Here is a 12,752-nt window from a genome sequence, read left to right as displayed (position 1 = left end):
CGCAAAAGTGTGCGGCGGTTTTGCGAAAACGACATGCAAAAACAAGGAGCTAAAGCGTGGAAGCGAATCTGAAAGATCGCGACGAGCTTTAGAGGCCAAACACTGGCTTCAGAAGAACATTCGCCTTTCCTCGCTCACCAGCTCCTGCAGAAAATCCGCGACGGTGCGTACCCGCACCAGATCCCGGGCGCTTTCATGGTAGGTGGTCCAATAAGCGCGTTTGATCGAAACATCGGGAAGAATGCGGATCAGCTCCGGATATTGCCTGGCGATGTAATCGTGCAAAATGCCGATGCCGGCGCCCGAGCGCACCGCTTCCGTCTGGCCGATTGACGTGGAGATTTCGAACGAGGCGTCCCAGCTTCGCATGATTTCGCCGGAAAAATTCAGTGAGGCGGTAAAGATCAGATCTTCGACATAGCCGATGCGCGGGTGCAGTTTCAGCGCCTCGACACTGTCGGGCAGGCCCGCCTGATCGAGATAGGCCTTGGAGGCGTAGAGGCCGAGCGTATAGTCCGTCAGCTTGGACGAAATCAGGCGACCCTGTTCGGGACGTTCCAGCGTGATGGCGATATCCGCTTCGCGCTGCGACAGCGAAAAGGAGCGGGGCACCGGCACCAATTGGATCCGCAGCTCCGGATAGCGCGCAATCAGCCGGCCCAAGCGAGGGGCGAGGAAGGAGACGCCGAAACCGTCGGGCGCACCGATACGCACCGTGCCGGTAATGGCGCTGTCGAGATGGCCGACGCTCGCCTGGGCGCGCAGCATCTCGGTTTCCATGCGCTCGGCTGCATGCAGGAAGATTTCGCCTTCGGAGGTGAGATCGCAGCCGTTGGTGCGACGCACCAGCAGCCGCGTTTTCAGCCGCTCCTCCAGCGTCGTCACCCGCCGGGAGAGCGTGGCGTGGTTGACCCCAAGCCGTTTCGAGGCCGCCAGGATCTGCCCCGTGCGGGCAACAGCGAGGAACATGCGAACATCATCCCAATCCATATGCACATCCCGGACTTTAATTTCTGCACAACGGTTGCTTATAACAGCTCATTGATTTGTGCAAATTGAAGTGCCATCCTGTCATCATTCCAGAAAACGAGGAGGCATATCCATGCAGAAGATCGGTCATTTCATTGGCGGCAAGCATGTCGCCGGCACCAGCGGCCGCACAAGCAACGTCTATAATCCGGCAACCGGCGAAGTGCAGGCGACGGTCGCGCTCGCCAGCGTCGAGGAAATTCGCGCCGCCGTCGAAAATGCTAAGGCCGCGCAGCCGAAATGGGCCGCCACCAATCCGCAGCGCCGTGCCCGCGTTTTCTTCAAGTTCGTCGAACTTCTTAACCGCCATATGGACGAGCTCGCCGTAATGCTCTCCAAGGAGCACGGCAAGACGGTTGACGATTCCAAGGGCGACGTCCTTCGTGGCTTGGAAGTTTGCGAATTCGTCTGCGGCATTCCGCATCTGCAGAAGAGCGAATTCACCGAAGGCGCCGGCCCGGCGATCGACATGTATTCCATCCGCCAGCCGGTTGGCATCGGCGCCGGCATCACGCCGTTCAATTTCCCGGCGATGATCCCGATGTGGATGTTCGCGCCGGCGATCGCCTGCGGCAACGCCTTCATCCTGAAGCCGTCCGAGCGTGATCCGTCCGTGCCGCTTCGTCTTGCCGAACTGATGATCGAAGCCGGTCTTCCGGCAGGCATCTTGAACGTCATCAATGGCGACAAGGCAGCCGTCGACGCCATTCTGGCCGATCCGGATATCGCTGCCGTGTCCTTCGTCGGCTCCACGCCGATCGCCCGCTACGTCTACGGCACGGCTGCGATGAACGGCAAGCGCGCGCAGTGCTTCGGCGGCGCCAAGAACCACATGATCATCATGCCGGACGCCGACATGGATCAGGCCGTCAACGCCCTGATGGGCGCGGGCTACGGTTCGGCGGGCGAGCGCTGCATGGCAATCTCCGTTGCCGTTCCGGTGGGCGAAGAGACCGCCAATCGCCTGGTCGAAAAGCTTGTGCCGAAGATCGAGTCGCTGCGCATCGGCCCCTACACCGATGACAAGGCCGATATGGGCCCGCTCGTCACCAAGGATGCCTATAACCGCGTCAACGGCCTGATCGACCGCGGCGTTGAAGAAGGCGCCAAGCTCGTTGTCGATGGCCGCGGCTTCAAGCTGCAGGGCTATGAGGACGGCTATTTCGTCGGCGGTACGCTGTTCGACCATGTCACGCCGGAGATGGATATCTACAAGACCGAAATCTTCGGGCCTGTCCTCTCGGTCGTCCGTGCCAAGAACTACGAAGAAGCGCTCGATCTGCCGATGAAGCACGAATACGGCAATGGTGTTGCGATCTACACCCGCGACGGCGATGCCGCCCGCGATTTCGCCTCGCGCATCAATATCGGCATGATCGGCGTCAACGTGCCGATCCCCGTTCCGCTTGCTTACCACTCGTTCGGCGGCTGGAAGGCCTCGAGCTTCGGCGACCTCAACCAGCACGGCACGGATTCGATCAAGTTCTGGACCCGCACCAAGACGATCACCGCCCGCTGGCCGTCGGGCATCAAGGATGGTGCCGAATTCGTCATGCCGACGATGAAGTAAAGTTCTTCGGTATCCTCTGATACGAACCGCCGCTCAATGCTGCTTTCAGGCAGATTTGGGCGGCGGTTTTTTGTTGCGGTTATTTTCTGCTGAGTCATCTTGTCGAATGGTGCGTTTTGTTTTAGAACAAAACAAGAACAACCGGAGGACGGTGTGATGCCCGTGACCTATCAGATCGACTATCTCGAATTTCCATCCACCGACGGGTTGAAGACCCGCCGCTTTTTCGAGGAAGCCTTCGACTGGAGCTTCGTCAGCTACGGGCCGACCTATCATGCCATTGAAGCGGCCGGCATCGACGCCGGTATCCAGGGTGACGCGGCAGCGGCCACCGAAGCACCACTTCCCGTCGTGCGCACGACGGACTTGGAAGCGGCGCAGCGTGCCGTCGAACTCGCCGGCGGCGTCGTCACGCGCCAAGCCTTCGACTTTCCCGGCGGCCGCCGCTTTCACTTCCGCGAGCCTGGCGGCTGCGAGATGGCGGTCTGGGTTTCGGCGACGTGAATTCCAGGCTGTTGCTGTGGCATTGAGGCCGCAGTCCTGGCCCCAGTTGCGGCAAGCCGGCGCTGTCTGTTCTGGTTGCCTATTTTCCCATTGCCTACCGCTGATTTTCCTGCTCTCAAATGCAGCTATGAGGCGAATTTTTTGCTTCGCAATGCAGCCGGCGACCCGGCAATAAGGGGCAGGGAGATTTCAGCATGGCAGTTGTTGAAAAGAGCTATCCGATAGGGGAGGGCCGGTTTTTCCAGCGTGCGTCGTTTACCGGCCGTGCCGCAGAGTATTTCGGTATTTGGATCGTCAATGTTTTGCTGACGATTATTACCCTGGGCATCTATTCGGCCTGGGCGAAAGTCCGGCGCAACCGTTATTTTTATGGCAATACCGCGCTGCTCGGGCATACATTCGAATATCACGCCAAGGGCAAGCAAATCTTTATCGGCCGCCTGATCGTCTTCGGGCTTCTGATCGTCATGCAGGTCGTCACGACTGTCGCGCCACTCGCGGCGCTGATCGTCATACCGCTGCTGATCGTTGCATTTCCTTGGTTTCTGATGCGCGGCTTGCGCTTCAATGCCCGCGTGACGAGCTATCGCAATGTGCGTTTCGATTTCGTCGGCACTTATGGCGGCGCTTTCAAGGCGATCTTTTTAGGTGCCCTGATAACGGTGATCTCCCTTGGGTTGCTGTCTCCGGTCGCAAGCCGCTGGTTCTACAAATATATCTTTGACAATCTGCGCTATGGCGATCGACAGTTCTCCACCGAGCCGCGATTGGGCGCGCTCTACGAGGCGTTGATCACCTTAGTCGCGATTGTGATCGCAGGCATCGTGATCCTGGGGCTTTTGAGCGCTGTCGCGGCCGGTCTCGGCGGTAACTCGATGGGTCGCGGAATGGATAGCATCAGCCTGGGGCATTGGATGGTTGTGCTTATTTTCCCGATCTACATAATCGCCGGTCTCTACTATCGCGCGGCGGTGCGCAACATCATCTGGTCGGCTACAATGGTCGATCATCGCCATCAACTCAAAAGCGATCTCGGTCGTCGGCGCTATGCGTGGATTGCGATCTCCAATGTGATCGTCACCTTCGCGACCCTCGGCCTGATGCGTCCCTGGGCGGCGGTGCGCCTGCAACGCTATCTCGCCGAGCATACCGCCATTCATGTCGACGGCGACATCGGCGTCGTCTTCGACCAGATCCGCTCGACCGGCGGCGTTATCAGTGCGGAATATCTCGATATCGATGGCTTCGACTTTGGTTTCTGATCCTGCATCAATTGCGACGGGCACCTGGCATCCGCCCCATTCCAGCCGCGCAATTCCGGCGCGGCTGGCCGATATCGGCGGTTCGCTCACCGTGCTCTCGGATGAGGATGATGAGAAGGACAAGCGCCTGGCCTGGGGCATCCGTTCCGATATCGAAATCAGCCCGCGCGTCGGCTCCATTCCGCGGCGCATCATCTTCGGCAACGAATCCGTCTTCGAAACCCGCGACAATGATGCCGTCGACGCCTATCTCCAAGACCGCGGCGAGGGGCGCAGCGGTTTCGTGCATCGATTGGAGATTGTTCGCCCGCGTATGATCGCCTTCGTTGTTGCGACGATCGTGCTGGCTTCAACCATCTATCACTATGCCTTGCCGGCGCTGGTGGAGGTCGCCGTGCTGGTGACGCCGCCGGTTGTGCCGGATATGATGTCTGCTGGCACGTTGAAAACGCTGGACCAGGTGACGCTGGGGCCGAGTAAGCTTCCGGAAGCCAAGCGCGAGGATATCACCAGTCAATTCGAAAGGATCGCGGCTCATGCCGAGGGCGGCATTGGCCGTTATAAGCTGAATTTTCGCGATGGCGGCGTCATCGGCCCGAATGCCTTCGCGTTGCCGGACGGCAATTTGATCCTGACTGACGAATTGGTAGACCTCGCCGGCGGCAATACGGAAATGATTACCGCCGTTCTCGGTCACGAGATCGGCCATGTCGAATACAAGCACAGCCTACGCCAGCTTTACCGGGCCGCCGGCGTTGCCGGTTTGGTCTTGCTGATCGCCGGCGACGTCGGTTCCGGCGTGCAGGATGTTTTGACTCAGGGAGGCGGCCTGTTGGCGCTTTCCTATTCCCGCTCGGCCGAAGCCCAGGCTGATCGGCGCTCGGTCGAGTTGATGCAAGAAGCGGGCATGGACGCGACGGCATTGTCGCGCTTCTTCGATATTCTTGAAACCAAACTCAACGATCATTCCGGTACCAGCATATTGTCGACCCATCCCGGCACGCCGGAACGCAAGCAGGCTATTCTCGATTACGCCAAGGAGCTGCGGATAAAATAGAGTGGACGGAAACGGGCGACGTCCGCCCGCCAAAAAGAGAACTGACGTCCATATCCCCATCAGAATAACGTGAATGTGATTTTCATCTTTTGGAATTGTTCAAAACTACGAAAGGCACTATATACCAGTCGAACCGTCCTATACGGCCTTGATTCCAGGAGATCGGCATGCGCTTGACCAAGCAGACCAACTACGCAGTGCGCATGCTCATGTATTGCGCCGCCAATGAAGGCCACTTGAGCCGCATCCCGGAAATCGCAAAAGCCTACGGTGTTTCCGAGTTGTTTTTGTTCAAGATTTTGCAGCCGCTCACCAAGGCCGGTCTCGTCGAGACCGTGCGTGGCCGCAATGGCGGCGTGCGTCTTGGCAAGCCGGCGGCCAACATCAGCCTGTTCGATGTCGTCAAGGTGACCGAAGATAGTTTCGCGATGGCGGAATGCTTCGAGGAAGGTGTCGTCGAATGCCCGTTGGTCGATAGCTGCGGCCTGAATTCGGCGCTGCGCAAGGCGCTCAATGCCTTCTTCGACGTGCTGACGGAGTATTCCATCGACGATCTCGTCAAGGCCCGTCCGCAGATCAACTTCCTGCTCGGTCTGACCGAGGATGATCGCAGGGCGATCGCCAAGAAGCCGGCGATCGCCGCGCCGGCCGCCTGACCTCGACTAATTTTGCGCAGTTTTCAATCCGCGGCCGCTTTCCGGTGTCCGCGGATTTTTCATTTGTGCTGTCCGGCAACTCCTGCGGCCCAGCATTCGTATTTTCGAACGGGCAAGGGTAAAATTGTCCAGATTGCGTCGAAAAGCGCCGCGATTTCGTTAGATTGTTACCAATCCAAGACCATTTTTGACTTAAAATTTCCAAACTCCATAATTTGGAAAAATTTTGGGCGGGGCGTGTTGCTTTCAAACATTAAATAGCGTTCCATCGGCGCGATCCGGATGGGGAACCTCTGGGGATCCACGGCTTCAAAAGAAGAACAAACCTGGGAAACGATATCATGAAAAAGATCTCTGTCCTGTTGGCAGTGACAGCCCTGACTTCGGTCATGGCGACGTCCGCCTGGTCCAAAACGCTCGTCTATTGCTCGGAAGGTTCGCCGGAAGGTTTCGATCCGGGAATTTATACCGCCGGCACCACTTTCGATGCCTCTTCGCGTACGGTTTACAGCCGTCTCGTCGAGTTCAAGCACGGCAGCACCGAGGTTGAGCCGGGTCTGGCCGAAAGCTGGACCGTTTCCCCGGACGGCAAGGAATATACCTTCAAGCTCCGCAAGGGCGTGAAGTTCCAGACCACCGACTATTTCACCCCGACGCGTGACCTCAACGCCGACGACGTCGTCTTCTCTTTCAACCGCCAGCTCAAGGAAGATAGCCCGTGGGCCAAGTATGTCGCCGGCGGTTCCTATGAATATGCTGCGGGCATGGGCTTCCCGACCCTCATCAAGTCGGTCGATAAGGTCGATGACCTCACCGTCAAGTTCGTGCTGAACCGTCCGGAAGCGCCGTTCATCGCCGACCTCGCCATGGACTTCGCATCGATCCTATCGAAGGAATATGCGGACAAGCTGCAGGCCGACAAGAAAATGGAGCAGATGAACCAGCAGCCGCTGGGCACCGGTCCGTTCACCTTCGTCGCCTATCAGCCCGACGCCGTCATCCGCTACAAGGCGAATGAAACCTACTTCAAGGGCAAGGAAAAGATCGACGATCTCGTCTTTGCGATCACCCCCGACGCGTCGGTTCGCGCGCAGAAGCTGAAGTCCGGCGAATGCCAGATCATGCCGTATCCGAATGCCGCCGACATCAAGGATCTCCAGACTGACAAGAGCCTGAAGGTTCTCGAACAGCCGGGCCTGAACGTCTCCTACCTCGCCTACAACACGCTGGTCGCTCCTTTCGACAAGGCCGAAGTGCGCAAGGCGCTGAACATGGCCGTCGACAAGCGCGCGATCGTCGACGCCGTCTTCCAGGGTTCCGGCTCGGTCGCCACCAACCCGATCCCGCCGACCATGTGGTCCTACAACAAGGACATCAAGGACGATCCCTACAACCCCGAAGAAGCCAAGAAGATGCTGGAAAAGGCTGGGGTCAAGAACCTCAGCATGAAGATCTGGGCGATGCCGGTTTCGCGTCCGTACATGCTGAACGCACGCCGCGCTGCCGAGCTGATGCAGGCTGACCTCGCCAAGATCGGCGTCAAGGCCGAAATCGTCACCTATGACTGGGCGCAATACCTGAAGCTCTCCTCCGCCAAGGATCGCGACGGCGCGGCTATCCTCGGCTGGACCGGCGACAACGGCGATCCGGACAACTTCCTGGATACGCTGCTCGGCTGCGACGCAGTCGGCGGTAACAACCGCGCCCAGTGGTGCAACAAGGAATTCGACGATCTCGTGAAGAAGGCCAAGCAGACTGCCGATGTCAAGGAGCGCACCAAGCTCTACGAACAGGCGCAGGTCGTCTTCAAGCGCGAAGCTCCGTGGATGACCATCGACCATTCCGAGGAGTTCATTCCGATGAGCGCCAAGGTTTCCGGCTATGTGCAGGATCCGGTCGGCGTTCACCGCTTCGACGGCGTTGATATCGCCGAATAACGGATACACTCTGAAATACCCGGCCGAGAGCCGGGCGAAACCGGCGGTCAGGCAATTTGCCTGACCGCCGGAAAACTTTGGACATCTGCCATGTTGCGATTTCTTTTCGGCCGCCTTGCGGTGCTGATCCCGACATTCCTCGGCGTATCGATCGTCGCTTTTTCCTTCATCCGCCTGCTTCCCGGCGATCCCGTCATGCTGTTGTCGGGTGAGCGCGTCATGTCGCCCGAGCGCCACGCCCAGATCTCCCATGATCTCGGCTACGACCAGCCGCTGGTCGTGCAATACGGCCATTACATCTGGAGCGCGCTGCATGGCGATCTCGGTACTTCGATCACCACCAAGCGCGACGTACTGACCGATTTCCTGACCTTCTTCCCGGCGACGCTGGAACTCTCCATCTGCGCCATGATTCTGGCGATCTGTCTTGGCATTCCGGCCGGCGTTTTCGCCGCCGTCAAGCGCGGCACGTGGTTCGATCAGAGCGTAATGGGGGTGGCCCTTGTCGGCTATTCCATGCCGATCTTCTGGTGGGGCCTGCTGCTGATCATCGTCTTCAACGGCTATCTGCACTGGACGCCGGTTTCGGGCCGCATCGGGCTCATCTATTTCTTCAAGCCGATCACCGGCTTCATGCTGATCGACAGCCTCCTGTCTGGTCAAAAGGGCGCCTTCGCCTCGGCGCTGAATTCGCTGATCCTGCCGACCATCGTGCTCGGCACCATTCCGCTCGCCGTCATCGCCCGGCAGACGCGCTCGGCCATGCTGGAAGTTCTGGGCGAGGATTATGTCCGCACCGCGCGTTCCAAGGGCCTCGCGCCGCTGCGCGTCGTCTCCGTGCATGCGCTCCGCAATGCCATGATCCCGGTCATCACCACCATCGGCCTGCAGGTCGGCGTGCTGCTCGGCGGCGCCATCCTGACGGAAAGCATCTTTTCCTGGCCAGGCATCGGCAAGTGGATGATCGACGCTGTGTTCAAGCGGGATTATCCTGTCGTGCAGGGCGGTCTGCTGCTGATTGCGGGCATCGTCATGCTCGTTAATCTCGCCGTCGATCTGCTCTACGGCTTCATCAATCCACGCATTCGTCACTAGGAGCGGCCCATGAGCACGGTAAGTCTCAAATCCGACCGCCCCTCCGCTCTCGCGGAGTTCTGGTATTATTTCTCGCGTAACAAGGGCGCGGTCATCGGGCTGGCGATCTTTGTCTTCGTCCTGTTCCTGGCAATCTTCGCCGGTGTGGTCGCCCCGCATAATCCGGATACCGCCTATGGTAGCGCCATGCAGCGCCTGCCCCCCGCCTGGGCCGCGGGCGGCAATAGCGAATTTCTCCTCGGCACCGATGCCAATGGTCGCGATCTTCTCTCGCGCCTGATCTACGGCACGCGATTTTCGCTGTTCATCGGCCTGGTGGTCGCTTCGCTTTCGGCGCTCGCCGGCATCCTGATCGGCCTCGTCGCCGGCTATGTCCGTGGCCGCACCGATACGATCATCATGCGCATTATGGACATCATCCTTGCCATTCCTTCGCTGTTGCTTGCCCTGGTGCTGGTGGCGATCCTGGGGCCTGGCCTGACCAACGCCATGATCGCGATCTCCATCGTCAACCAGCCGCATTTCGTCCGCCTGACGCGTGCCTCCGTGATGGCCGAGCGCGACAAGGAATATGTCATCGCCTCCCGCGTCTCCGGCGCCAGTTCGCTTCGCCTGATGTTCAAGACCATCCTGCCGAATTGCCTCGGGCCGCTCATCGTGCAGGCGACGCTTGCCTTCTCGGCCGCGATTCTCGATGCCGCCGCGCTCGGCTTTCTCGGCCAGGGCGCGCAGCCGCCGACGCCGGAATGGGGCACGATGCTCGCGGATTCGCGTGAATTCTTCCAGAGCAATCCCTGGCTCGTCACTTTCCCCGGTCTTTGCATCCTGATCACGGTTCTCGCCATCAATCTGATGGGCGACGGCCTGCGCGATGCCTTCGACCCGAAGCTGAAGAGGTCGTGATGCCGCTTCTCGATATTGAAAATCTCACCGTTGAATTTCAGACCGCGTCCGGCCTGTTCCGGGCGGTGGACGGCGTATCGCTCACCTGCGACAAGGGTGAAATCCTCTCGATCGTCGGCGAATCCGGTTCCGGCAAGTCCGTTTCCATGCTTGCCATGATGGGCCTTCTGCCCTGGACGGCGAAGATCACCGCCGACCGCATGACCTTCGACGGCAAGGACCTGCGCGGCATCTCGTCGCGCCAGCGCCGCAAGATCATCGGCAAGGACATGGCGATGATCTTCCAGGAGCCGATGTCGAGCCTCAATCCCTGCTTCACGGTCGGCTTTCAGCTCGGCGAGACTCTGCGCATCCACATGGGTCTCGACCGCAAGGCGCGCCGTGAGCGCTCGATTGAGCTGTTGAATCTTGTCGGCATCCCGGCGCCTGCGGATCGCTTGTCGAACTTCCCGCACCAGATGTCGGGTGGTATGAGCCAGCGCGTCATGATCGCCATGGCGCTTGCCTGCAATCCGAAGCTTCTGATCGCCGACGAGCCGACCACCGCCCTCGACGTGACCATTCAGGCACAAATCCTCGATCTGCTCGTGCGCCTGCAGAAAGAGCAGGGCATGGCGCTGGTACTGATCACCCACGACATGGGCGTGGTGGCCGAAACTGCCGAGCGCGTACAGGTGCAATATGCCGGCCAGAAGGTCGAGGAGCAGCCGGTGAAGGCCCTGTTCCGCGATCCGCATCATCCCTATACGGCAGCACTTCTTTCGGCTCTGCCGGAGCGCGCCGTTGTCGGCGAGCGCCTGCCGTCGATTGCCGGTGTCGTGCCCGGCCAACATGATCGCCCCACGGGCTGTCTTTTCGCGCCGCGCTGTTCGTTTGCAACCCCGGCATGCGACCGCGGCGTCAAGCGTCAGGGCGCGGAACTCGGCGTGGCGCTCTGCAACTATCCATTGGAACACGGCAAGCCGCTTGGCCATCCCGGCCTTGCCGCCACGCAAGCAGCAGGAGGCCGTTAATGACCGGCGCTGTTCTCGAAGGGCGCGATCTCGCCCGTTTCTACACCGTCAAGCGCGGCGCCTTCAAACCGGAGGCGACTGTCAAGGCTTTGAACGGCGTCAGCTTCAGCCTGCAGTCCGGCCGCACCCTCGCTGTCGTCGGCGAATCCGGCTGCGGCAAGTCGACGCTCGCCCGCCTGGTGACGATGATCGAGGATCCGACGGCGGGCGAATTGCTGATCGACGGTAAGCCGGCTAAGCTTGGCGACAGCAGCCTGCGCAGCGCCGTGCAGATCGTCTTCCAGAATCCCTATGGCTCGCTCAATCCGCGTCAGAAGGTGGGTTCCATCCTCGAGGAGCCGCTGAAGATCAATACGGACGATGATGCCGCCACCCGCCGCCGCAAGGCCGAAGAAATGATGGCGCGCGTCGGCCTGCGCCCGGAACATTACGACCGCTATCCGCACATGTTCTCCGGCGGCCAGCGCCAGCGCATCGCGATTGCCCGCGCCCTGATGTTGCGGCCGAAGGTGCTGGTGCTCGACGAGCCGGTCTCCGCGCTCGACCTGTCGATCCAGGCTCAGGTGCTGAACCTTCTGATGGACCTGCAGAAGGAGATGGGCCTGGCCTATCTCTTCATCTCGCACGGTCTTTCGGTCGTCCGCCATATCGCCGACGACGTGATGGTGATGTATCTCGGCCGGCCGGTCGAGACTGGTACGGCCGAGCAAGTCTTTACCCGCCCGCGCCATCCCTATACGGCGGCGCTATTGTCCGCGACGCCGATCGCCGACCCCGAACGCGAGAAGAACCGCATCCGCCTGCAGGGCGAATTGCCGTCTCCGCTCAATCCGCCGACTGGCTGTCACTTCAATCCGCGTTGCTGGCGCGCGCAGGATAATTGCCGGCAGGTGACTCCGGAATTGTTCGGCGAGGGCGGGCACAAGTTTGCTTGCTTCTATCCGCTGGATTGATTCAATCTTCGAGTCCAGCGCCTTGTTGATGCCGCACCTCAGTGCATGGCCCCTCACCCCAACCCTCTCCCCGCTCATGCGGGGAGAGGGGGTTATCATGCCAAATCAGTAGTTTAATAGGCGGCGAACACAGGAATAATTCCCTCTCCCCGCAAGCGGGGAGAGGGCTAGGGTGAGGGGCCAGGCACTTGGGTGCGTCGTCGGTGAACTTGCCTGACGATCCTCTTTTCAAGGCTATGGACCTATGACCAAAACATCGACCACCCCCCTTGCCGTCATCATCATGGGCGTCAGCGGCAGCGGCAAGTCGTCCATCGGCGAAAGGATGGCGACGCGGCTTGGGCTGCATTTTGTCGAGGGTGACGCACTTCATCCCGCGGCCAATGTCGAGAAGATGAGCAAGGGTATTCCGCTGACGGATGAGGATCGCTGGCCCTGGCTCGATCTGATCGGTCAGCAGATCGCCGAAAGCCTTGCGAAAGGTGAAGCGATCGCCGTCTCCTGCTCCGCTTTGAAGCGTATTTATCGCGAGCGTCTGCGAGCCGCCGCCGGCGGGCACCTCTATTTCGTCTATCTCGACGGCTCGAAGGAGCTGTTGACCGAGCGCATGGGCGAGCGCAAGGGCCATTTCATGCCGGCGTCACTGCTGGAAAGCCAGCTACAAACGCTGGAAATCCCGACCGGCGAACCGGGCGTCGTCACCGTCGGCATCGATGACACGGTCGACGGCATCGTCGAAGCCGCGCTCAAGGCTCTCGACGCGATCCGTTAAC

The 12,752-nt window shown here is 59.9% G+C and carries 12 protein-coding genes; 11 read left to right on the top strand and 1 reads right to left on the bottom strand.

Features of this window, described 5'->3' with window-relative positions; all coding sequences use genetic code 11:
- Window positions 1–108: 108 nt before the first annotated feature.
- Window positions 109–990: a LysR family transcriptional regulator gene (locus tag QDY28_RS22420; RefSeq protein ID WP_331383823.1), complete on the bottom strand. Its 882-nt coding sequence runs from the start codon at window positions 988–990 to the stop codon at window positions 109–111.
- A 112-nt stretch (window positions 991–1,102) separates the two neighbouring features.
- On the opposite strand from QDY28_RS22420, the gene QDY28_RS22415 reads away from it, so the two are divergent.
- The 11 genes from QDY28_RS22415 to QDY28_RS22365 all read left to right on the top strand — a co-directional run bounded on the left by QDY28_RS22415 (window position 1,103) and on the right by QDY28_RS22365 (window position 12,751).
- Window positions 1,103–2,599 carry a CoA-acylating methylmalonate-semialdehyde dehydrogenase gene (locus QDY28_RS22415; protein WP_331383822.1) on the top strand — a complete coding sequence of 499 codons (1,497 nt, stop codon included), beginning with the start codon at window positions 1,103–1,105 and terminating at the stop codon, window positions 2,597–2,599.
- Between the two features lie 156 nt (window positions 2,600–2,755).
- A complete protein-coding gene (locus QDY28_RS22410; protein WP_331383821.1) occupies window positions 2,756–3,103 on the top strand; it encodes a VOC family protein in 348 nt (115 codons plus the stop codon).
- 194 nt (window positions 3,104–3,297) lie between these two features.
- Entirely contained in the window at window positions 3,298–4,365 is a 1,068-nt protein-coding gene (locus tag QDY28_RS22405; RefSeq protein ID WP_331383820.1) for a YjgN family protein, read from the top strand.
- Complete coding sequence (locus tag QDY28_RS22400; RefSeq protein WP_331383819.1) at window positions 4,343–5,422, top strand: M48 family metallopeptidase; 1,080 nt, start codon at window positions 4,343–4,345, stop codon at window positions 5,420–5,422. The genes QDY28_RS22405 and QDY28_RS22400 overlap by 23 nt, the downstream gene beginning before the upstream one ends.
- Window positions 5,423–5,589: 167 nt before the next feature.
- Entirely contained in the window at window positions 5,590–6,078 is a 489-nt protein-coding gene (gene rirA, locus QDY28_RS22395; RefSeq protein ID WP_331383818.1) for an iron-responsive transcriptional regulator RirA, read from the top strand.
- A 341-nt stretch (window positions 6,079–6,419) separates the two neighbouring features.
- Window positions 6,420–8,015 (top strand): ABC transporter substrate-binding protein, encoded by a 1,596-nt coding sequence (locus QDY28_RS22390; protein ID WP_331383817.1) that lies wholly within the window; start codon window positions 6,420–6,422, stop codon window positions 8,013–8,015.
- 90 nt (window positions 8,016–8,105) lie between these two features.
- Complete coding sequence (locus tag QDY28_RS22385) at window positions 8,106–9,110, top strand: ABC transporter permease subunit (RefSeq protein ID WP_331383816.1); 1,005 nt, start codon at window positions 8,106–8,108, stop codon at window positions 9,108–9,110.
- A gap of 9 nt (window positions 9,111–9,119) precedes the next feature.
- Window positions 9,120–10,013, top strand: coding sequence for an ABC transporter permease subunit (locus tag QDY28_RS22380; protein WP_331383815.1), 894 nt, complete (start codon window positions 9,120–9,122; stop codon window positions 10,011–10,013).
- Window positions 10,013–11,026 (top strand): ABC transporter ATP-binding protein, encoded by a 1,014-nt coding sequence (locus QDY28_RS22375; RefSeq protein ID WP_331383814.1) that lies wholly within the window; start codon window positions 10,013–10,015, stop codon window positions 11,024–11,026. Before QDY28_RS22380 ends, QDY28_RS22375 begins: the two co-directional genes overlap by 1 nt.
- Window positions 11,026–11,979: a peptide ABC transporter ATP-binding protein gene (locus QDY28_RS22370; protein WP_331383813.1), complete on the top strand. Its 954-nt coding sequence runs from the start codon at window positions 11,026–11,028 to the stop codon at window positions 11,977–11,979. The genes QDY28_RS22375 and QDY28_RS22370 overlap by 1 nt, the downstream gene beginning before the upstream one ends.
- Before the next feature lie 244 nt (window positions 11,980–12,223).
- On the top strand, window positions 12,224–12,751 hold the full coding sequence (locus QDY28_RS22365) for a gluconokinase (RefSeq protein WP_331383812.1): 528 nt from the start codon (window positions 12,224–12,226) through the stop codon (window positions 12,749–12,751).
- Window position 12,752: the final 1 nt, after the last annotated feature.

Source organism: Rhizobium sp. BR 362 (genome assembly GCF_036528765.1).
GTDB lineage: Bacteria > Pseudomonadota > Alphaproteobacteria > Rhizobiales > Rhizobiaceae > Rhizobium.
The sequence above is the reverse complement of the archived record's forward strand: the minus strand, read 5'-3'. Positions and strand labels throughout refer to the sequence as shown.